20 protein-coding genes are annotated in these 21,483 nt (G+C 69.1%); 8 read left to right on the top strand and 12 right to left on the bottom strand.

Annotated elements, in window-relative coordinates:
• Window positions 1-78 precede the first annotated feature (78 nt).
• Window positions 79-1,719 carry a sensor histidine kinase gene (locus AB4Y80_RS13140; protein WP_442214676.1) on the top strand — a complete coding sequence of 547 codons (1,641 nt, stop codon included), beginning with the start codon at window positions 79-81 and terminating at the stop codon, window positions 1,717-1,719.
• Window positions 1,716-2,432: a response regulator gene (locus AB4Y80_RS13135; RefSeq protein ID WP_442214674.1), complete on the top strand. Its 717-nt coding sequence runs from the start codon at window positions 1,716-1,718 to the stop codon at window positions 2,430-2,432. Before AB4Y80_RS13140 ends, AB4Y80_RS13135 begins: the two co-directional genes overlap by 4 nt.
• A gap of 177 nt (window positions 2,433-2,609) precedes the next feature.
• On the opposite strand, the gene AB4Y80_RS13130 is transcribed toward AB4Y80_RS13135, so the two are convergent.
• Complete coding sequence (locus AB4Y80_RS13130) at window positions 2,610-4,511, bottom strand: AMP-binding protein (protein WP_442214672.1); 1,902 nt, start codon at window positions 4,509-4,511, stop codon at window positions 2,610-2,612.
• 211 nt (window positions 4,512-4,722) lie between these two features.
• Between AB4Y80_RS13130 and AB4Y80_RS13125 the strand changes: the two genes are divergently transcribed.
• From AB4Y80_RS13125 to AB4Y80_RS13105, 5 genes are all read left to right on the top strand, one after another.
• Window positions 4,723-5,418, top strand: coding sequence for a GntR family transcriptional regulator (locus AB4Y80_RS13125; protein ID WP_442214671.1), 696 nt, complete (start codon window positions 4,723-4,725; stop codon window positions 5,416-5,418).
• Between the two features lie 81 nt (window positions 5,419-5,499).
• Window positions 5,500-7,020, top strand: coding sequence for an MmgE/PrpD family protein (locus AB4Y80_RS13120; protein WP_442214670.1), 1,521 nt, complete (start codon window positions 5,500-5,502; stop codon window positions 7,018-7,020).
• The gene (prpB, locus tag AB4Y80_RS13115; protein ID WP_442214668.1) at window positions 7,021-7,950 is read left to right on the top strand and encodes a methylisocitrate lyase; all 930 of its coding nucleotides are present in this window, start codon (window positions 7,021-7,023) and stop codon (window positions 7,948-7,950) included. It begins immediately after the preceding gene.
• 19 nt (window positions 7,951-7,969) lie between these two features.
• Complete coding sequence (locus AB4Y80_RS13110) at window positions 7,970-9,109, top strand: bifunctional 2-methylcitrate synthase/citrate synthase (protein ID WP_442214667.1); 1,140 nt, start codon at window positions 7,970-7,972, stop codon at window positions 9,107-9,109.
• 131 nt (window positions 9,110-9,240) lie between these two features.
• On the top strand, window positions 9,241-9,570 hold the full coding sequence (locus AB4Y80_RS13105; RefSeq protein WP_442214666.1) for a cupin domain-containing protein: 330 nt from the start codon (window positions 9,241-9,243) through the stop codon (window positions 9,568-9,570).
• A gap of 76 nt (window positions 9,571-9,646) precedes the next feature.
• Here the strand turns inward: AB4Y80_RS13105 and AB4Y80_RS13100 are convergent, their stop codons facing one another.
• The 10 genes from AB4Y80_RS13100 to AB4Y80_RS13055 all read right to left on the bottom strand — a co-directional run bounded on the left by AB4Y80_RS13100 (window position 9,647) and on the right by AB4Y80_RS13055 (window position 19,550).
• Window positions 9,647-10,141 carry an 8-oxo-dGTP diphosphatase gene (locus AB4Y80_RS13100; RefSeq protein WP_442214665.1) on the bottom strand — a complete coding sequence of 165 codons (495 nt, stop codon included), beginning with the start codon at window positions 10,139-10,141 and terminating at the stop codon, window positions 9,647-9,649.
• 22 nt (window positions 10,142-10,163) lie between these two features.
• On the bottom strand, window positions 10,164-11,123 hold the full coding sequence (xerD, locus tag AB4Y80_RS13095; RefSeq protein WP_442214663.1) for a site-specific tyrosine recombinase XerD: 960 nt from the start codon (window positions 11,121-11,123) through the stop codon (window positions 10,164-10,166).
• A complete protein-coding gene (locus AB4Y80_RS13090; RefSeq protein ID WP_442214754.1) occupies window positions 11,120-11,773 on the bottom strand; it encodes an NUDIX domain-containing protein in 654 nt (217 codons plus the stop codon). The genes xerD and AB4Y80_RS13090 overlap by 4 nt, the downstream gene beginning before the upstream one ends.
• 81 nt (window positions 11,774-11,854) lie before the next feature.
• Entirely contained in the window at window positions 11,855-13,561 is a 1,707-nt protein-coding gene (locus AB4Y80_RS13085; protein WP_442214662.1) for a CTP synthase, read from the bottom strand.
• Between the two features lie 68 nt (window positions 13,562-13,629).
• The gene (recN, locus tag AB4Y80_RS13080; protein WP_442214661.1) at window positions 13,630-15,360 is read right to left on the bottom strand and encodes a DNA repair protein RecN; all 1,731 of its coding nucleotides are present in this window, start codon (window positions 15,358-15,360) and stop codon (window positions 13,630-13,632) included.
• Complete coding sequence (locus tag AB4Y80_RS13075) at window positions 15,353-16,414, bottom strand: NAD kinase (RefSeq protein WP_442214660.1); 1,062 nt, start codon at window positions 16,412-16,414, stop codon at window positions 15,353-15,355. The genes recN and AB4Y80_RS13075 overlap by 8 nt, the downstream gene beginning before the upstream one ends.
• A gap of 57 nt (window positions 16,415-16,471) precedes the next feature.
• Window positions 16,472-17,278, bottom strand: coding sequence for a TlyA family RNA methyltransferase (locus AB4Y80_RS13070; protein WP_442214659.1), 807 nt, complete (start codon window positions 17,276-17,278; stop codon window positions 16,472-16,474).
• Window positions 17,275-17,487, bottom strand: coding sequence for a hypothetical protein (locus AB4Y80_RS13065; protein WP_442214657.1), 213 nt, complete (start codon window positions 17,485-17,487; stop codon window positions 17,275-17,277). The genes AB4Y80_RS13070 and AB4Y80_RS13065 overlap by 4 nt, the downstream gene beginning before the upstream one ends.
• Window positions 17,480-18,505: an HAD-IIA family hydrolase gene (locus tag AB4Y80_RS13060; protein ID WP_442214655.1), complete on the bottom strand. Its 1,026-nt coding sequence runs from the start codon at window positions 18,503-18,505 to the stop codon at window positions 17,480-17,482. Before AB4Y80_RS13060 ends, AB4Y80_RS13065 begins: the two co-directional genes overlap by 8 nt.
• A 4-nt stretch (window positions 18,506-18,509) precedes the next feature.
• Window positions 18,510-19,550, bottom strand: coding sequence for a hypothetical protein (locus AB4Y80_RS13055; protein ID WP_442214653.1), 1,041 nt, complete (start codon window positions 19,548-19,550; stop codon window positions 18,510-18,512).
• Between the two features lie 12 nt (window positions 19,551-19,562).
• On the opposite strand from AB4Y80_RS13055, the gene AB4Y80_RS13050 reads away from it, so the two are divergent.
• On the top strand, window positions 19,563-20,702 hold the full coding sequence (locus AB4Y80_RS13050; RefSeq protein WP_442214652.1) for a hypothetical protein: 1,140 nt from the start codon (window positions 19,563-19,565) through the stop codon (window positions 20,700-20,702).
• A 95-nt stretch (window positions 20,703-20,797) separates the two neighbouring features.
• On the opposite strand, the gene AB4Y80_RS13045 is transcribed toward AB4Y80_RS13050, so the two are convergent.
• The gene (locus AB4Y80_RS13045; RefSeq protein WP_442214650.1) at window positions 20,798-21,247 is read right to left on the bottom strand and encodes a hypothetical protein; all 450 of its coding nucleotides are present in this window, start codon (window positions 21,245-21,247) and stop codon (window positions 20,798-20,800) included.
• Between the last annotated feature and the right edge of the window lie 236 nt (window positions 21,248-21,483).

Here is a 21,483-nt window from a genome sequence, read left to right as displayed (position 1 = left end):
ATCCGCCTCACACAACAGTGCCCGTTTGCGTGATACAACTCACCGTTGCGTTCATATTGGTCGCAGGAAAGGTTCCCCATGTTCTGGCGCCGGTGGAGTATTGCGCGGCGGTTGTTCACCGCCAACCTGCTCTTTGTGCTGCTGCTGACCGGCAGCCTGGCCGCCGTCATGGTCTACGACGCCGGCTCCCGCACCTATGAGCAGACCCGCCAGCGCATGCTCTCGATTGCCACGGCCCTGGCGGACAGCCCCGTGGTCCTGGCCGCGGCCGACTCCGCGAACCCCGCCGCCGTGCTGGAACCCTATGCGCTCAACGTCATGCGGGACGCCAACGTCGACTTCATCACCATCATGGATCCCCACGGCACCCGCTGGACCCACCCCAACCCGGACCAGATCGGGAAAACCTATGCCGGGTCCATCACGCAGGCCCAGGCCGGACACACCTATTTCGAGACGACCGTGGGCACCCTGGGCCCGTCCGTGCGCGTGATCGTGCCGATCAAGAATTCGGCCAAGGTGGTCAAGGGCATGGTGGCCGCCGGCATCACCGTCAGCAACGTCCAGGTGCTGGTGGCCGCCCGGCTGCCGGCCGTGCTGGGGCTGGCCGCGGCGCTGCTGCTGGCCGGTTCGCTGGCCGCCTGGCTGCTGGGACGCTACCTCAAGCGGGTCACGCTGGGCTGGGGTCCGGAGGAGCTGGCCCAGCTGTTCGCGTACTACGAATCGGTCCTCCACTCCGTCCGGGAGGGGCTGGTGCTGGTGGACACCGGCGGCACCATGGTGTTGTACAACGACCATGCCGCGCTGCTGCTGGGCATCGATCCGCAACCCGGCACCGCCGGTGTCCGGGCGACGCCGCCGACCCTGGACACCCTGCCGCTGCCGGACAGCCTCAAGGAGCTGCTGCGCAGCGGGCGCCCCGCCACGGACGAGGTCCACCTGACCGGGTCCCGGCTGCTGGTGGTCAGCCAACGCCCCGCCGTGCAGCCCGGCTCCGACGCCCCGGCCGGAGCCGTCGCCACCCTGCGCGACCACACGGAGCTGACCCGGCTGGCCGAAAACCTCAGCAGCACCCAGACCCTGGTGGAAGCGTTGCGCTCCCAGACGCACGAACACGCGAACCGGCTGCACGCGATCATCTCCTTGCTGGAACTGGACCGCCTGCCCGAGGCCCTGGACTTCGCCACCCGCGACCTGGATGACTCCCACCGGTTCGGGGACCAGTTTGTGGGCACGCTGGATGAGCCCTTCCTCTCCGCGCTGCTGCTGGGCAAGGTCTCCCAGGCCTATGAGCGCGGGGTGACCCTTGAACTGAGCGGCTCCGGCACCCTGGCGCACGGCATCCTGGACGCCCGCGAGCTGGTGACGGTGCTGGGCAACCTGGTCGACAATGCCATCGACGCGGCGGCCGGAGCCGCCGGCACGGAGGGCGGGGGCGTGGCCGGCCGGCCGCACGTGTGGGCGGACCTGCTGGTCGCCGACGGCGCGCTCACCATCACCGTGGCGGACAACGGCCCCGGCCTGCCCAACACCAACCTCGACGTGCTGGGCCGCCTGGGCATGAGCGGCAAGACCGGCGCGGCCCCGGGCGGGCGGGGCTTCGGCCTGGCGCTCGTGCGGCGTGCCGTGGCCGCCCTGGGCGGTACCCTCCGGGCCGAGAACGACGGCGGCGCCGTGCTGACCGTCGTCGTCCCCCTGGCCGAAATGGAGCCCGCATGACCAACGCCGCCCCCATCCGCGTGCTGGTGGTCGACGACGAACCCGTCGCCCTGGCCGCGCACGCGGACTACGTGCGCCGGCTGGACGGGTTTTCGGTGGTCGCCACGGCCGACGGCATGGGCTCGGCGCTGGCCGTCCTCAACGATCCGGACACCGCGCCCATCCACCTGATCCTGCTGGACATGAACCTCACCGACGGGCACGGCCTGGACCTGCTGCGGCGCATCCACGGGCTGGGACTGGTGCCGGACGTTGTGGCCATCACCGCGGTGCGGGAGATTCACGTGGTGCGTTCGGCGATCGCGCTGGGCATCACGGCCTACCTGATTAAGCCGTTCACGTTTGCGGCGTTCTCGGAAAAGCTGGAAAGCTACCAGCGGTACAGCGCCGTGCTGGCGGACCGGTCCGTCACCAGCCAGGACGCCATCGACAGGGCGCTGGCCACGCTGCGGCCCAGCGGCAAGCTTCGCCTGCCCAAGGGCATGCTGCCGGAAACGCTCGGCGCCGTGGTGGACTGGCTGCGCGCGGCCGGGGCGCCGGCGTCGGCCAYGGAGGCGGCGGAGGCGTTGCGGATCTCCCGTGTCACCGCCCGGCGCTACCTGGACTACCTGTCCGAGACCGGGTCCGCCGCCAAGGCCCCCCGCTACGGCTCCCCCGGCCGGCCGGAACTCGAATACCGCTGGCTGCGCCCCACGGAGCCGCCACACCCTTAGCCAAAAGGGGCCGATTCCCGCCGTTGTCGCCTCACCAGTGAGCGCCCCCGGCCGCGGACTTCCGCCGGGCGCACGACTCACGATCAGTTCGGCGCAGGGTGGCCACTGGCGCGGAACCCGGGCCGGGTTCCGCGCCGAAGGGAAGTATTTCGGCCGGCAGGATACCCCTGGATCGGGTTACCGCCCCGCGGTGAGGACGGGAATAAGGTCCTCGATGACGGACATGTCCTCGATGGTCGACGGGACGGTGTAGTCGGCCCCGTCCGCGATCTGGCGCATGGTCTTGCGCAGGATCTTTCCGGAACGCGTCTTGGGCAGGGCGTCCACGATGGTGGCGTTCTTGAAGTCGGCCACGGGACCGATCTCCCGGCGCACGAGGGCCACCAGCTCGCTCTCCAGCACCGCCGGGTCGATCGACACGCCGCTCTTGAGCACCACATAGCCGACCGCCCGCTGGCCCTTGAGCTCATCGGCCACGCCGATGACGGCGCATTCGGCCACTGCCGGGTGCTGCCCCACCACCTGCTCGATGGCGCCCGTGGAGAGGCGGTGCCCGGCCACGTTGATGACGTCATCGGCGCGCCCCATGACAAACACGTACCCGTCGTCGTCCACGTAGCCGGAATCCCCCGTGGCGTAACAGCCGGCAAACGCCCCCAGATAGGAGTCCACGTACCGCTGGTCGTCGCCCCACAAGGTGGGCAGCGTGCCCGGCGGCAGCGGCAGCCGCAAGACGATGTTGCCCTCGGTCCCGGCGGGCACCTCCTGGCCGCCGCCGTCCACAATGCGCAGGTCGTAGCCGGGCATGGGCACCGTGGGCGAGCCAGCCTTGATGGGGAGCGGCTCCATGCCGCGCGGATTGCCGACAATCGCCCAGCCGGTTTCCGTCTGCCACCAGTGGTCCACGACCGGCACGCCGAGCACCTTGCCGGCCCAGTGGTAKGTATCGGTGTCCAGGCGCTCCCCGGCGGTGAACAGGGTTTCCAGCGAGCCGAGGTCGTACGTGGCCAGCAGCGCGGCGGCCGGGTCCATCTTGCGGATGGCGCGCATGGCCGTGGGGGCGGTGAACAAGGCCTTGACCCCGTGTTCGGCGATGACGCGCCAAAAGGCGCCCGCGTCCGGGGTGCCCACGGGCTTGCCCTCGTACATGACCGTGGCGGCTCCGGCCAGCAGCGGCCCGTACACGATGTACGAATGCCCCACCACCCAGCCCACGTCCGACGCCGTCCACCACACGTCTCCGGGGTGGATGTCGTACAGGTTCCTCATGCTCCACAGCAGGGCGACGGCGTGTCCCCCGTTGTCGCGGACCACGCCCTTCGGCGTGCCGGTGGTCCCGGAGGTGTACAGGATGTACAGCGGATCGGTCGCCTTGACGGTTACCGGCGCGGCCGGCTGCGCATCGGCGAGCGCGGCGTCCCAGTCCGTCCAGGTCCACTCCAGTGCCGCCGGGTCCGTGGCAAAGCCCGGGCGTTGCTTGATGATCACGGGCGTGTCTTCCCGGCCGGCCTTGGCCAGCGCCTCCCGGACGGTGGGCAGGTATTCGATGTGCCGGTTGGGCTCCAGCCCGCCGGTGGCGGTCACGATGGCGGCCGGCGCGGCGTCCTTGATGCGCACCGACAATTCGGTCGCGGCAAACCCGCCAAAGACCACCGAGTGGATGGCACCGAGGCGGGCGGTGGCGAGCATGGCGATGGCCGCCTCCGGGATCATGGGCAGGTAGATGACCACACGGTCGCCCTTGCCCACGCCATGGGCCCGCAGCACTCCGGCAAACCGGGCCACCTCGTCGGTCAATTCCTTGTAGCTGTAGCGGCGGATGGTGCCCAGCATCGCCGAATCGTGGATCAGCGCCGTCTGGTCGCCGCGGCCGGCGGCCACGTGCCGGTCCAGGGCGTTGAAGCACGTGTTGAGTTCACCGTCGGGAAACCAGCGGCTGATGGGCGCCTCGGCGTCGCTGTGCGCGCGGCGGGGTTCAACCACCCAATCCACGGCCCGTGCCGCGTCCAGCCAGAACCGCTCCGGATCGTTGAGGCTGCGCTGGTATTCGGACATGTAGCCGGTGCCGTGTGGTGCCATGGGGGTTCTCCATCCGCGTTGATGTGACGTGCACCATGTTAGGCAGATTTCGGGCCGGCGCACAAGCATTTCTGTATACACAAATCGCTTTGCCGGGAACTATTTCCAAGGAAACTGCAATTTCCTGCAATCTTTGTATACACTCGTTGTATGCACTGATGCCGTGCCGTGGAACGGCGTGAAACGGCGCGAGTAGCCAAAGGAGGCGCGGATGCGAGCCAGCGACAAGGCCTATGCCACGCTGCGCAGCGACATTGTGGAGTGGCGCCTGCCCCCCGGCACCGTCCTGGCCGAGGTCGAGCTCTCCGCCCGCCTGGGAGTCTCCCGCACCCCGGTCCGGGAGGCCCTGGCCAAGCTCAGCGCGGAGGGGCTGGCCGAGCCGCAGAGCGGGCGCGGCGTCGTCGTCAGCGCCATCTCCCTGGACCACCTGGGCGAACTGTTCGAGCTCCGGTCGGCCCTGGAATGCCGGGCCGCGGAGCTCGCCTCCCGGCGGTGCGACCCCAAGGTCTTCCGGGACCTGCACCGGCAGCTGGTCAACGCCGGCGAGCTGCTCAGCGACAACGACCCGGCCCGCCGGGAGTACTACCAGCTGGTGGGCGAATTGGATGCCGCCATCGACGCCGCAATCGAGAACCCCTACCTGACCCAGGCGTTGAAGAGCCTGCGCGTGCACCTGGTGCGCGTGCGCCGGTTCTCCAAGGACAATCCGGCCCGGCTCCGGGACGCGGCCAAGGAACACGCGGCCATCGCCCTGGCCATCGCCAACGGCAACGCCGTCGTGGCCAACGCCGCCACCACCGTCCACCTGGACAACAGCCTGCGGCACCTGCTCTCCGCCGCACCCGAACAGCCGACCCCCCAGCCGGCCGGGACCCCGCAGCGAACACCCGAGCCGGCCGCCTCCTAGCCGGGCAGCGTCCCGCCCGGGGCAGCGCCCCACCGGCCCCAAGAACTCAAGCCCCACCAACCGCCCTTTGAAAGGACCACCATGGTTACCCAGCACGCCGTTCGTGTCTACAAAAGCGAAGAGAACCTCGCCCGCGAAGACCAGCTCGCCTACAAGATCGCCAAGGTTGCCGCCGACCAGGTCGCCGTCACGCCCGAGGTGACGGAGATGATCATCAACCGCGTGATCGACAACGCCTCGGTGGCCATCGCGTCACTGAACCGCGGCCCCATCGTCGCGGCCCGCGCCCAGGCCCTGGCCCACGCCCCCTCCTCGGGCGGGGCCGGCGCCTCCGTCTTCGGCATCCGCGAGTTGGTCTCCCCCGAGTGGGCGGCCTGGGCCAACGGCGTGGCCGTGCGCGAACTCGACTACCATGACACGTTCCTCGCCGCCGAGTACTCGCACCCGGGCGACAACATCCCGCCGATTCTCGCCGTCGCCCAGCACACCGGCGCCAGCGGCGCGGACCTGATCCGCGGCATCGCCACCGGCTACGAGATCCAGGTGGACCTGGTCAAGGCCATCTGCCTGCACAAGCACAAGATCGACCATGTTGCCCACCTCGGCCCGTCCGCGGCCGCCGGCATCGGCACCCTGCTGGGCCTGGAGGTCGAGACCATTTTCCAGGCCGTGGGACAGGGCCTGCACACCACCACGGCCACCCGCCAGTCCCGCAAGGGCGAGATCTCCACCTGGAAGGCGCACGCCCCGGCGTTTGCCGGCAAGATGGCCGTCGAGGCGGCGGATCGCGCCATGCGCGGCCAGACCTCCCCGGTGCCGATCTATGAGGGTGAAGACGGCGTCATCGCGTGGCTGCTGGACGGCCCGGAGGCCCGGTACACGGTGCCGCTGCCGGCCGACGGCGAGGCCAAGCGTGCCATCCTGGACACCTACACCAAGGAACACTCGGCCGAGTACCAGGCCCAGGCGTGGATCGACCTGGCCCGCAAGCTGCACGGCGAACACCCCGAAGCCGCGGACCCCGCCAACGTTGCCGGCGTGCTGATCAAGACCAGCCACCACACGCATTACGTCATCGGCTCCGGCGCCAACGACCCCCAGAAGTACGACCCCACCGCCTCCCGGGAGACCCTGGACCACTCCATCCCCTACATCTTCACGGTGGCCCTGCAGGACGGCTCGTGGCACCACGTGGACTCCTATTCGCCCGAACGCGCCGGCCGCCCCGACACCGTGGCGCTGTGGCAGAAGGTCACCACGGCGGAGGACGCCGAATGGACCCGCCGCTACCACTCGCTGGACATCGCCGAGAAGGCGTTTGGCGGCTCCGTGGAGATCACGCTCACCGACGGCACGGTCATCACGGACTCGATCGCCGTCGCCGACGCCCACCCGCTCGGCGCCCGGCCGTTTGCGCGCGAGCAGTACATCAACAAGTTCCGCACCCTGGCCGCCGGCCTCGTCGAGCCGGCCGAGATCGACCGCTTCATCGCGGCGGCCGAAAACCTGCCCCAGCTGGCCGCGGGCGAACTGGGCCAGCTGAACATCACCGCGGCCCCGGGCGTCATTGACCTCGCCGCCGCCCCGAAGGGATTGTTCTAAATGCTGTATTCCAAGAAGTCCCCGGAGCAGAAGCGCCGCGATCTGCGCGCCATGCTCGTCCCGGGTGCGGCCCGCCAGTTCCCCGGCGCTTTCAACCCGTTGTCGGCCCGCCTCATCGCGGAAAAGAAGTTCGACGGCGTCTACATCTCCGGCGCGGTCCTGGCCAACGAGCTGGGCCTGCCGGACATCGGCATGACCACGCTGAGCGAGGTGGCGGCCCGCGGCGGGCAGATCGCCCGCATGACGGACCTGCCGTGCCTCATCGACGCCGACACCGGCTTCGGGGAACCGATGAACGTGGCCCGCACCATCGCGGAACTTGAAAACGCCGGCCTGGCCGGCTGCCACATCGAGGACCAGTTCAACCCCAAGCGCTGCGGCCACCTGGATGGGAAGAACATGGTGGACCTGGACACGGCCGTCAAGCGCATCGCCGCCGCGGCCGACGCCCGCCGCGACCCGAACTTCCTGATCATGGCCCGCACCGACCTGCGCGCCGTAGAGGGCCTCGACGCGGCCATCAACCGGGCCAAGGCCCTGGTCGACGCCGGCGCGGACGCCATCTTCCCGGAAGCCATGAAGAACGTCGCCGAATTTGAAGCGGTCTGCCAGGCCGTCTCCGTGCCGGTGCTGGCGAACATGACCGAATTTGGCAAGAGCGAACTGTTCTCGCGGAAGGACCTGGCCAACGCCGGCGTCGCCATGATCATCTACCCGGTGACCCTGCTGCGCAGCGCCATGGGGGCCGCGGAAAGGGTCCTGGACGCGATTTCCGCCGACGGCACCCAGGAGGCCGCCGTGCCGGAGATGCTCACTCGCGCCCGCCTCTATGAACTGGTTGACTACGAAGCGTATAACCAGTTTGATACAGGCATCTTCAATTTCCAGGTTCCAGGCCTGGACATCACCACCAACAACGCCAATCTCTAGGCCCCAAGGAGCACCCACTGTGAGTGACGAAGTCGTACGTAAGGGTCTTGCCGGCGTCGTGGCCGACTACACGGCCATCTCCAAAGTCAATCCCGAGTCCAATTCGCTGCTGTACCGCGGCTACCCGGTCCAGGAACTTGCCGCCCGGAAGTCCTTTGAGGAGGTGGCCCTGCTGCTGTGGACCGGCGAGCTGCCCACCGAGGAGGAGCTGACCCGGTTCGAGGCCTTCGAGCGGGCCAACCGGGCGCTGGATGCCAACGTGCGGGCCGCCATCGACCTGCTGCCGCTGGACTGCCACCCGATGGATGTGGCACGCACCGCCGTCTCGGTCCTGGGCGCCAACCACGCCCTGGTCGAGGACTCCTCGCCCGCGGCCGAACTGGAGAAGGCAAAATCCCTGTTTGCGCACTTCCCGGCCGTCGTCGCCTACGACCAGCGCCGTCGTCGTTCCCTGGGCGTGGTGGAGCCGCGGGAGGACCTGGACTACTCGCAGAACTTCCTGTGGATGACCTTTGGCGAGGAGGCGGCGCCCGAGGTGGTGGACGCGTTCCGCGTGTCCATGGTGTTGTATGCCGAGCACTCCTTCAACGCTTCCACGTTCACCGCCCGGGTCATCACCTCCACGCTGTCGGATCTGCATTCGGCGGTGACGGGGGCGATCGGGGCGTTGAAGGGGCCGCTGCACGGCGGCGCCAACGAGGCCGTCATGCACACCTTTGACGAGATCGGCATCCGCAAGGAGGAATCCCGCGAGGACGCCGCCGCCCGCGCGAAGGCGTGGATGGAGGACGCCCTGGCCAAGAAGAGGAAGGTCATGGGCTTCGGCCACCGCGTCTACAAGCACGGGGACTCCCGCGTGCCCACCATGAAGGGCGCGCTGGATGCCATGATTGCCCACTTCGACCGGCCGGAGATCCTGGGCCTGTACGACGGCCTGCAGCAGGCCATGGACGAGGCCAAGGCGATCAAGCCCAACCTCGACTACCCGGCCGGGCCGACTTACCACCTGATGGGCTTCGACACGGACATGTTCACGCCCATCTTCATTGCCTCCCGCATCACGGGCTGGACGGCCCACATCATGGAGCAGCGCGCCTCCAACGCCCTGATCCGCCCGTTGAGCGCGTACAACGGCGTGGACGAACGCCACCTGGGCTAGAACTTGCCCGCCACACCGCCGCCCCGGGGCGGCGGTGTCTTTTGCCGTGGCGGGGTCTTTTGCCCTGGCGGGGCCGGGCAGCGGTAAAGTGGCGTACAAGACTGGTAGGCACGGCAGGTAGAAGGAGCATCGTGGAAAAATCTTCGCTGAAGGCGTTGGCCCGGGAATTGTTGGCGGCCGCGCAGTCCACCAAGAACGGGCGCAGCGCCCGCACCGTGCACGGCGGGCATGAGAAGGTGCTGCGCCAGACGGTCATCGCGCTCACCGCCGGTTCCATGCTCGATGCCCACGACAACCCGGGCGAGGCCACCTTGCAAGTGCTGGGCGGGCGGCTGGTGCTCGCCTCCGGCGACGTGTCCTGGGAGGGCTCGACCGGTGACCTGCTGGTGATCCCGATGGCCCGGCACTCCGTGGAGGCCTTGGAGGATTCGACGTTCCTGCTGACCGTCGTCAAGCCCTGACTCCAACCAGAAAACTGGCCCGCACTAGATGTCGAGAATCCGCGTCGCCGGGGAGTTTTTCGACGTTTGGTGCGGGTCAGATCCTCTCCGGGACGGGCACGGACGTGCTGGAGGCGACCGTCTCGTTGTCCGGGTTGAGCTCGATCCGCCAGGCCGCCCGCTCCCCGGACAGGAACGCCGGAAGCCAGTGGACGGCGTCGGCCCACATGCGCGCCTCCGGCAACTGGTCCACCGGGTACCAGGCGGGGGCGATCTCGTCGCTTTCTTGCACCTGGCCGGCAAAGGTCCGGCACAGGTAGACGGTGGTAAACATATCCCACTCCGGCCGGGCCGGGAACACGAAGTCAACGGTGCCGGCCGGGATCAGGTCCCTCTCGGCCACCACCAGGGCGGACTCCTCGGCCACCTCGCGGCAGATGGCCTGTGCCGGGGTTTCGCCCGGTTCCACGTGGCCGCCGATCCCCACGACCTTGCCCGTGCCGAACCCCGTCTTCTTCAGCCCCAACAACACCTGCTCCGCCCCGTCGAAGTCGCGGATCACAAAGCACAAGGTCACATGGGCTGCTCTCATGCCCTCAGCGTAGGCCATCCGTTTAGCCCAGCGCGCGCGGGTGGGCGGCCGCGTACACCTCGCGCAGCGTCTCGGCCGTGACCAGCGTGTACACCTGCGTGGTGGTCACCGATGCGTGGCCGAGCAGCTCCTGCACCACCCGCACGTCCGCGCCGCCCTCGAGCAGGTGGGTGGCAAAGGAATGCCGGAGCGTGTGCGGCGACACGTCCAGGTCCAGCCCGGCCCTGTCGGCGGCGGACTTGAGGATGGCCCATGCGCTCTGCCGGCTGATCCGCCCACCGCGGGTGTTCAGGAACAATGCGGGGGTCCCCCTGCCCTTGGCGGCCAGCGATCCGCGCCCACGCACCAGGTACGCCTCCAGCGCCCGTTGCGCGTAGGAGCCCACCGGCACCAGCCGCTCCTTGGACCCCTTGCCGAACAGCCGCACCAGGGACGGGCCGGTGTCGCCGGACCCGGCCAGGACCAGGTCATCCACGTCCAGCCCCACGGCCTCGCTGATGCGCGCCCCGGTCGAGTACAGGAACTCCAGCATGGCCCGGTCGCGCAGGCCGGCCGCGGTGTCGGAGCCGGCGGCGTCCAGGATCCGGGTCACGTTGGCCACGCTGATGGCCTTGGGCAGGCGGCGCCCGGCCATGGGCGGGTGCACGTCGGCGGCCGGGTCGGCGGCGGTCAGCCCCTCCAGGGCCCAAAATTTGTGCAGGCCGCGGACGGCCACGACCGTGCGGGCGGCCGAGCGCAACCCGAGCACCGCTCCCCCGTCCGCACCGTCGGCCAGTGCCTGGGCAAAGGCGCTCACGTGGTGGCGGGTGACGTCCCCGGGTGCAGCCACCCCGGCGGACCGCAGGAACCGCCCGTAGCGCACAAGATCGCGCCGGTAGGCCTGCAGCGTGTTGGCGGCAAGGCCGCGTTCCACCCCCACATGCTGGAGGTAGTCCTCGACGGCCCGGTCCACAACCGAGGGCGGGCCGGGCGCCTCGGTCACGGCCGGCGCTGGCTGGGGTGGGCCGGCCAGGGCGCGTGTGCCTCACGCAGGGTGGAGAATCCGTTGCGCCGGGCCCGTGCGGCCGTGAGGATGCCCACGACGGCGGACGGGTTGTGGATGTGCCCGGCCGCGACCGCGTCGGCGGCCTCGTCCAGGTCCACCCAGCGGAACTGGATTTCGGCCTCCTCCTCGGTGCGCACGTGGCGGCCGGCCTCGGGCACGAAGGAAATGCCGCGCGCCAGGTAGATCCGGATGGCCTCGCTGGAGGAGCCCGGCGACGTGAAGAAGTCGGTCAGCACCTGCCACCGGGCCGCGACGAGGTCGGCCTCTTCGGCCAGCTCCCGGGCGGCGCCCGCCACAAAATCCTCGCCCTCGACGTCCAGCAGCCCGGCGGGAATCTCCCACAGGTTCATCCGGACGGGATGGCGGTATTGGCGCAGCAACAGCACCTGGTCGTGCTCATTGAGGACGACGACGGCCACGGCCCCCGGGTGGGCGATGTAGTCGCGGGTCAGTGGCGCAGACCCGGGTTCCAGCGTGAACGTGTCCGAGACGACGTCCCAGATGCGCCCCTGGTACACCGTTGAGGAGGACTGGACGGCGCGGGCGCTGATCTGGTCGGCCACCGGGCCGCCGCCGACGCCGGGCAGACCGGCCGGAGCCGGCGCACCGGCCGGGAGCCGCTCCGTGGTCTCCGCCGTCAACGGTGTCTCGGGACTGGTCACCGCCGCCTAGACCTCCAGCAGCCGGGTGGCGTTTTGGCGCTCCAGGGCGGCGGCCACCAGGCCGGCAAAGAGCGGGTGCGGGCGGGTGGGCCGTGAGCTCAGTTCCGGGTGGGCCTGCGTGGAGACGTAGTACGGGTGGACCTCGCGCGGCAGTTCCACATACTCCACCAGCTTGCCGTCCGGGGACGTGCCGGAAAAGACCAGGCCCGCGGCCGCGAGTTGGTCGCGGTACTTGTTGTTGACCTCATAGCGGTGCCGGTGGCGTTCGGAAACGTCGGTGGTGCCGTAGGTTTCGGCGATGACCGAACCCTCGGCCAGGACGGCCGGGTACAGGCCCAGGCGCATCGTGCCGCCCAGGTCGCCCTTGCCGTCCACAATGTCCAGCTGCTCCTCCATCGTGGCGATGACCGGGTAGGTGGGGTCGTCGTCGAACTCGGAGGACGATGCCCCTTCCAGGCCGACCACATTGCGCGCGTACTCGATGACCATGCACTGCAGGCCAAGGCACAGCCCAAGGGTGGGGACCTGGTTTTCCCGGGCGTACTTGAGGGCGCCGAGCTTGCCCTCCAGGCCGCGGATGCCGAAGCCGCCGGGCACGCAAATCGCGTCGACGTCGGCCAACGCCTTCAGCGCCCCGGCTTCCGTGGCACAGTCGTCGGAGGGGACCCAGCGGATGGCGACCTTCGTGCTGTTGGCAAACCCGCCGGCACGCAGGGCCTCGGTCACGGACAGGTAGGCGTCGGGCAGGTCGATGTACTTGCCCACCAAGGCAATCTCGATGTTGTGCAGCGGATTGTGGACCGCTTCCAGGAGCTTGTCCCACTTGGTCCAGTTGACGTCCTTGAACGGCAGGTCCAGGGCCCGGACAATGTACGAGTCCAGGCCCTGCGCGTGCAGCGTCTTGGGGATGTCGTAGATGCTCGGGGCGTCGGGGCAGCCGATCACGGCGTCGAGGTCCACGTCGCAGGCGCGGCCGATCTTGGCGCGCATGGCGTCCGGCAGGTTCCGGTCCGAGCGCAGGATGATGGCGTCCGGGGCGATGCCCAGGGACCGCAGCGCGGCGACGGAGTGCTGCGTGGGCTTGGTCTTGAGTTCGTGCGACGGGCCAATGTAGGGCACCAGGGAGACATGCACGAAGAACACGTTGGTCCGGCCCACGTCCTGGCGCACCTGGCGGGCGGATTCCAGGAACGGCTGGGACTCGATGTCCCCGACGGTGCCGCCAATTTCGGTGATGATGACGTCGGGGGCGTTCTTGGCCTCCGAGGGCAGGCGCATCCGGCGCTTGATCTCGTCGGTGATGTGCGGGATGACCTGGACGGTGTCCCCGAGGTATTCGCCGCGGCGTTCCTTGGCGATGACGGTGGAGTACACCTGGCCGGTGGTGACGTTGGCGGAGCCTTCAAGGTTTTCGTCGAGGAAGCGCTCGTAGTGGCCAATGTCGAGGTCGGTTTCGGCGCCGTCATCAGTGACGAAGACTTCACCGTGCTGGAAGGGATTCATTGTGCCAGGATCCACATTGAGATAGGGATCGAGCTTTTGCATGGTCACCGAGAGGCCGCGTGCACGAAGCAGGTGACCGAGGCTGGACGCCGTCAACCCCTTACCGAGCGAGGACGCGACACCACCGGTGACGAAGATGTGTTTGGTCGTCTTGGACTGACCACTGAACCGGGAATTTGATCGTTGCACCACGGAATTCGAGCCTATCATCTAATGAGCCAATATTCGTCAGCGGACCGCCGCCGCGTAGCCGGCCGGTCACGGGATATGCGGAGTCGCTACGGTGAAGTTCGCCGGGCGCCGGCCAACAGTTCCTTGGCGTGGGCCTGCGCGGTCGCGGATTCCTCCTGTCCTGCCAGCATGCGGGCCAGTTCCCTGACACGCTCTTCATCATTGAGCAGCCGGACGTTGCTGGTGGTGATGCCGCCCCCTGAGCGGTTGTTCACGGAGCTCTTGGTGACCAGGATGTGCTGGTCGGCAAACGCGGCCACCTGTGGCAGGTGCGTGACGACCAGGACCTGCACGTGGCGGGCCAGCATGGCCAGGCGCCGCCCGATCTCGACGGCGGCCTTGCCTCCCACGCCCGAGTCGACCTCGTCGAAGACGAAGGTCGGCACGGGGTCGACGGCGGCCAGCACCACTTCCAGCGCCAACATGACGCGGGAGAGCTCACCACCGGAGGCGCCCTTCCCCAGCGGGCGGGGCTGGGAGCCGGCGTGCGGCTGCAGCAGGAAGGAAATATCGTCCGCCCCGTGGATGCCGCGCTCCGCGGCGGCCAGTTCGATGACCAGCCTGGCGTCGGGCATGGCCAGCGCCTTCAGTTCGGCGCTGACTTGGCGGGAGAGCTTGTCCGCGGCGGAGCGGCGCAGCCTGGTGACGTCGGCGGCCAGCGCCGCCAGTTCCGCCAGGGCGTCGGCCACCTCGGCTTCGAGGAGCTCGATGCGGCCGGAATCATCCGCCAGTTCATCCAGCCGGAGCTGCGACGCCGCGGCCCATTGCAAGACCTCGTCAATGCTGGGTGCGTACTTGCGCACCAAGACCGCCAGTTCGCCGCGACGGTCCTCCACCTCAGCCAGCCGGCCGGGCCCCTCGGAGTCGAGCGAGGTCGCGTAACCGACCAGGTCCCGGGCGATGTCGGCGAGCAGGTAGCCCACCTCGGAGATGCGCTTGGAGGTCTCGGCGAGCTCGTCGTCGGAGTCGGCCACGGCCTCCAGCAGCCGCCTGGCCGCATCGACGAGGGTCACGGCGTCCGGGCCCTCCCCGTAGTCCTCGGCGATGAGTGCCTCGTGCGCGCCAAGGGAGGCCTTGCGCAGTTCCTCGACATTGCCCAGCTTGATGGCCTCGGCCTTGAGTGCCTCGTCCTCGCCCGGCTGCGGGTCCACGGCCTGGATCTCCGCCAGGGCGGTGGCCAGCGACTCGGCCTCGCGCAACCGTTCCCGGCTGGAGGTGCGCAACAGTTCCAGCTCCGCCCGGGCCTCGCGCCACCGCTCAAAAACGGCCCGGTAGGCGGCCAGGCGGGTCGAAAAGGACTTTTCCGCCTCCGCGGCAAACTTGTCCAGCGCCTCCCGCTGCGCCGAGGCGCCCTTGAGCCGGATCTGATCCGACTGCCCGTGCACCGCCACGAGGGTCTCCCCCAGCTCGGTCAGCACCCCCACGGGCGCACTGCGCCCGCCCACATGGGCCCGGCTGCGCCCGTCGGCACCCACCGTGCGGGCCAGGATCAGCTCCGCGCCGCCGTCGAACTCGTCAATGTCCGCGCCGGCCTCCAGGGCCCGGCTCAGGGCGGCGTGGCCGGCCGGCAGGGTCAGCGTTGCCTCGGCGGACGCCGATTTCGCCCCGGTACGCACGGCCCCGGCGTCGGCCCGGTTGCCCAGGAGCAGTCCGACGGCGGTCACCACCATGGTCTTTCCGGCGCCGGTCTCGCCGCTGACGACGCTCAGGCCCGGGCCGAGGGGCAAGGTGGCCTCGGAAATGACGCCAAGGTCGCGAATGCGGATTTCCTCAATCATGGTTTGGCCACCCCCCGTCCGCGGCGCCGTCCGGGGCGGCCATGAGGTCGGGCACGAGCGGGACCGGGCCGGCGTGCGGGCCGTCCGGCTGCGTTTTTGGCCGCGGCGGGGCGATGATGGGCAGCTGGGTGGTGGGTGCCACGGACTCGTCCCCGGAGGGCCCGCGCCAGCCCTGTACCGGCAGCTCAAACTTGCGCACCAGGCGCTCGGAGAACGGCGACGCCTGGGTGCGGGCGAGCTTGACCGGCTGGTTGGAGCGCGTGACCTCGATGCGGGCGCCGGGCAGCAGGTCCACGGTGCGCCGCCCGTCACACCAGATCACCCCGTAGGCGCCGTTGCGGGTGAGGACCTCCACCGCGAGCGTGGAGGTGGGCGCCACGACCAGCGGCTTGGCAAAAAGGGCGTGGGCACTGATCGGGACCATCAGCAGTGCCTCCACCTCGGGCCACACGACCGGGCCGCCGGCGGAGAACGCGTAGGCGGTGGAGCCTGTGGGGGTGGCCATCACGACACCGTCGCAGCCAAAGGAGCTCAGCGGACGCCCGTCGACTTCGGTGACCACCTCAATCATGCGTTCGCGGTTGCCCTTTTCCAGGGCCACCTCGTTCAGCGCCCAGGTGTGCGCCACGACCTTGCCCTTGACCCGGACCGTGACGTCCAGGGTCATGCGCTCCTCCACGGAGTATTCGCGCCGGACCACCCAGTCAACGGTTTGGATGAGGTCGGCGCGTTCACTTTCGGCCAGGAAGCCCACGTGGCCCAGGTTCACGCCCAACAGCGGGACGTCGTAGTCGCGGACCAGCTCGGCGGCGCGCAAGATGGTCCCGTCGCCGCCGAGCACCATGACCAGCTCGACGTCGGCCAAGGTGACGTCGCGGTCCAAGATCTCCATGCTGACGTCCGAGACCCCCAGGTACCCGGTCATGTCCGCCAGCTCCTCGGCATACATGACCGGCACGATGTTGTTGGCGTGGAGTTGCACGCAGGCCTCGAGCGCAGCAATCATCGATTCCTCGCGCCCGGTGTGGGCAAGAATCAAGACGCGCCGTGTCATGTGTTCCGCTTCCTCGTCAATCCGGCCGGGTGCCAATGGTGGGCTGGGTCAAGTTCATCAGGGCCAGAGCTGCGCCAGCAACCCTTCCACGGCCCTTGCCTGTTCTTCGATCTTAGGTGCCTGCGCCGACAGTTCCCGGCTGGCCCACAGAAAATACTCAACATTACCGTCCTGGCCGGGCAGTTGGCTGACCCCCAGCCCCCGCAACGACAGTCCCGCCGCGACCGCCGCCTGCGCCACCTGGGCGACGGCGCGCCGTCGTTCATTCTCGGAACTGACGACGCCGGTGCGCGCCAGCCGCTCCCGGCCCACCTCGAACTGGGGTTTCACCATGAGCAAAAGATTCCCGCCCGGGCGTGTTGCCTGCGTCAGCGGCACCATCACCATGGTCAGGGAGATGAAGGAAAGGTCACAGACGGTCAGGTCGGCCGGCCCGCCGATATCCTCCGGTTGCTGGTAACGGATGTTGACGCCCTCATACACGTCCACGCGGGGGTCCTGCCGCAATGCCTGGACCATTTGGCCGTGGCCGACGTCGACGGCGGCCACCCGGGCGGCGCCGTGGCGCAGCAGCACGTCGGTGAACCCGCCGGTGGACGCGCCGGCGTCAAAGCAGCGTTGGCCGGCCACCCTCACCTGGGGGAAGTGGGCCAGCGCCCCCGCCAACTTGTGCCCGGCGCGGGAGACGTACTCGGGCTCACCTGCCGCACCCACCTCGATGACCATGTCTGCGTCCGCCCGCTGTGAGGCCTTGGCCGCGGGCTTGCCGTCCACCGTCACACGGCCGGCCTTGATCAGGGTGGCGGCCAGTGTCCGGGAGCGGGCCAGTCCCCGGGTGACAAGTTCCGCATCCAGGCGGTTCATGCGGTGCCGTCCGGCAGGCCGGCGTCGGGGTCGGCGTCGGGGTCGGCGTCGAGCTCTTCCTGGAGGGCATCGGCGAGCCCGGCGTACAGGGGGTTGTGCTCTTGGGTCGGGCGCGTGGCGGCCTGTGCCGCGCGGGCGACGATGGCGTCCACGGCAGGGTCCCCCGTGGGCGACGCGTTGGTCGGCGGCACGGCCGCGTGATCACTCACCGGTCTCCGCCCCCCCGATCAACGTCACGGCGCGCTGCCACTCCAGCCGGGGGTCGGTCGCCGTGTCCGACTCCGGCACCGCCGCCCACCAGGCGGCGCAGATGGCGCGCCAGGCATTGATCCCACCGGGTTGCGGCGTGGTCACGGTGACGGTTCCGTGCTCGACCGTGGCCGACACGTCACCGCACGTGAAAACGCCGTCCGCGACCGTGATCGCAGGATAGGGCTGGTACAAGTCGGCGAGGGTCTCGAGGATGAAGTCCGGGCGTTCGGCGGTGCGCGCCCTCAGCGCGGTCTCGCCGGAGTCCACGCCCGTGAGCACGAGCGCGGTGGCCATGCCGGCGTTGTTGCCGCCGAGGATATCCGTATCCAGGCGGTCGCCCACCACCAGAGGGGCGCTCGCGCCCAAGCGGCCAGCGGCGGTGTGGAACAGCGGCGCCGCCGGCTTGCCGGCCACCAGCGGGTCCTGCCCGACGGCGGTGCGCACCGCCGCGACCAGCGCCCCGTTGCCCGGGGCGATCCCCCGGTCGCGTGGAATGGTCAGGTCCGTGTTGGTGGCGATCCAGGCGGCGCCGGCGTTGACGGCGTACGCGGCCTCGGCCAGGTCCGCCCAGCCCAGGTCGGGGTCAAAACCCTGGATGACGACGTCGGGCCGGTCCTGGGCGCCGTTGACAACCGTCATACCCACCAGCTCGATCTCGCGGGCCAGCGCGCCGCTGCCGATCACCAGAACGGTGCTGCCGGCCGGGAATTTCTCCGCCAGCAGGGCGGCTCCGGCCTGGGCCGAGCTGACCACCTGGTCGTCCGCGGCGGGGGCGCCCAGCTCCCGCAGGTGCGCCGCCACATGGGCCGGGGTGCGCGACGCGTTGTTCGTCACGTACCCCAGTTTTACGCCATGGTCCGCCAGTGCGGTCAGGGCCTCGACCGCACCCGGGATGGCGTGCTGGCCGGCGTATACGACGCCGTCCAGATCGGCCAGGACGGCGTCGAACCGGCTGAGCAGTGTTTCCGACACCAATTCGCTAGTTCCCCTGGTGATCGCTGGACTCGAGCGGGCCGTCGTGCTGGACGGCGTCGTCGTCGCGCTGAGCGTCGGTATCCGGTTCCCCGACCGCCTGATCGAGATCGTCCTCGGCACTGTCAATGTCCGACTCGGCGTCGTCGGATTCGAAGTAGTCGGACTCGGCGTCGTCCACTTCCGGCACGTCATGCCCCTTGCCCGGCTCTGCGTCGAGGGCCGCAACGCTTTCAGCGGCGGCCGGCGCTCCGGCGTCGGAGGCGTCCATGACGTCCGAGACGCGGGTCCGGGGCCGAACCTCCACGCCGTCCTCGTCGTCGTCAGCGCCAAGGTCGATGATCAAGGAATCGGTGTCGTCCTCGATGCCCAGCGCCTCCTCGGCCACACCGGCCCGGTGCTCCCAGGTCTTGGCCTCGGCCTTGCGTCCGGCGGCGCGCAGGGCGATGCCGTAGGCGCGGAACAGGCGGGGGCTGAAGGAGAACGCGCGGTTGATGTCCAGTTGCGGGATCTCCAGGGCCGAGAGGGCTGCGTCATAGTCGCCCAGGTCGCCGCGGGCGCCGGACTCCACGATGGCCAACTCAACCTTGCCCGCGAGGTCCAGCGACGACGCGTCCTCGGATTTGATCAGGTCCAGGGCGCGGTCGGGCCGGCCCAGTCCGCGCTCACAGTCCGCCATGAGCGGAAGGTGGACGTTGGAGCCGCTGATGCGACGGTACGTGCGCAATTCACGCAACGCCTCGGCGTAATTCCCGGCGGCGTAGGCGGTCATGGCGACGGCTTCGCGGACGCAGGCCAGGCGTCCGCCGCGGCGGCTCGCCGCCAAGGCGTGCTCGAAGGCAAGCTCCGGCTCGAAGTCGATGAGTCGCCCGGCCATCACCAGGTGCTTGGAAACCCATTCATTGTTGCGCGAATCCAGGATGCGCAGCTGGGCACGGGTTACCTTGTCCAGTTCTTCCCCCGTAACGTCCCGGTCGATCTCCGGCGAACGGTCGCGGTCCGGGCGGTTGGAGCTGCGCAGGTCCCCGGCATTGCGCGGCGGTGCCACGCGGGGTCCGGTATGCCCATGGTCGCCGCCGCGGTTGTCGCGGTCGCCATAGGGGCGTGCCGGACGGTCGCCGTAAGGCTTGCGCTCGTCACGGGCCGGACGGTCACCGTACGGGCGGTCTCCGCCGCTGCGGGCCGGACGGTCACCGTACGGCTTGCGCTCGTCGCGGTCGCCATAGGGGCGTGCCGGGCGATCACCGTAAGGCTTGCGCTCGTCGCGGGCCGGACGGTCACCGTACGGCTTGCGCTCGTCGCGGTCACCATAGGGGCGTGCCGGGCGATCACCGTAAGGCTTGCGCTCGTCACGGGCCGGACGGTCACCGTACGGGCGGTCCCCGCCGCTGCGGGACGGTCGGTCACCGAAAGGGCGGGCCGGGCGATCACCGTAAGGCTTGCGCTCGTCACGGGCGGGACGGTCACCATACGGGCGTGCCGGGCGATCACCATAAGGCTTGCGCTCGTCACGGGCCGGACGGTCACCATAGGGGCGTGCCGGGCGATCACCGTAAGGCTTGCGCTCGTCACGGGCCGGACGGTCACCATAGGGGCGTGCCGGGCGATCACCGTAAGGCTTGCGCTCGTCACGGGCCGGACGGTCACCATACGGGCGTGCCGGACGATCACCGTAAGGCTTGCGCTCGTCACGGGCCGGACGGTCACCATACGGGCGTGCCGGACGGTCACCGTAAGGCTTGCGCTCATCACGAGCCGGACGGTCACCATACGGGCGTGCCGGACGATCACCGTAAGGCTTGCGCTCATCACGAGCCGGACGGTCACCATACGGGCGGTCGCCGCCGCCGCGGGCCGGACGGTCGTCACCGTAGGGGCGGGCCGGACGGTCACCATAGGGCTTGCGGTCTTCACGACGGCCGTTGACCAGCGGACGGTCTGCCGCCCTGAACGGACGGTCATCTCGATTCCCGACTGGCCTGTCGCCGCCGCTGCGGCCGGGTCGGCCGCCATAGGGCTTACGGTTCTCACGGTTGTCCCGTTCAGCCGACGGACGGTCGTCACCGAAGCGGGCAGAGCCGGCCCCGGTGGGACGACTCCCCTGGCCGTCCCGGTCTCGTCCTCCGTTGAATCCCCCATTGCGTCCTTGGGAATTGCCCCCGTGGTTGTTACCGTGATACTCAGCCATGCCGACTCCTAAACCTTTGAGCGCACCAACTGGCACAGTAACAGCCGCTCTTCACTATTGATCTTCCACTGCAAGAATTCCCTGGGCACTCCAGCCCATCCTCAAGTCTAGTCGAGCCCGACGCTCCCACCCATGTATCTGGCGTATCTGGACAAGATAAGTGACCAATCCCAAACAAAGCCGCCACGACCAGGATTGGTAGAGGATCTTTGCTGCCGAACGGAAACCGTAGAGCGCTCCGCCCCGCCAGCTGAAAAAGACACCCGAACGCTGCTTTGCGCCCGGGGATCCGGATCGAGCACCCACCGCATGGCAATCGACTCCGGCCTGACCCACTCATCAACCTCTGCCCACGGCCGCACATCCCCGGCGTCCGATTCCTCCAGCAATAGCTGATCGCTGAATACCACGTACGACTCCCCGCCGAAAATGCTCTGCGACTCTACCGGCCACCAAAGATGAATGCCTTCGGTAAACCCGTCGAAGGCATCCTCAATCGAAGCAGCAATGGTTACCGTTGCTGAGACATCAATTGACGTGTGGGAACGGTCATCCATTGAATCTGAGGCGTGCGAAAAGAGGCTGGGCATCGTCCAAGCTTACCCGGCGCATCCTGCCCATCGCCTCGACATTTGGTGGAGCGAACTCGGCCGGCCCCGGGCCTCGCGGCTTGGGGTGTGTTTGGGGGGTTAAAGGTGGGGAGGCCCCCACGGTGGTGGGGGCCTCGACCCTGGGGTGTTGTCCGGCGGTGTCCTACTCTCCCACATCCTCACGAATGCAGTACCATCGGCGC

Origin of the sequence: Specibacter sp. RAF43 (assembly GCF_052114065.1) — a bacterium.
In the GTDB taxonomy this organism is placed as follows: domain Bacteria; phylum Actinomycetota; class Actinomycetes; order Actinomycetales; family Micrococcaceae; genus Specibacter.
Note: the sequence above shows the minus strand (reverse complement) of the source record. Positions and strands in the feature narration are given on the sequence as shown.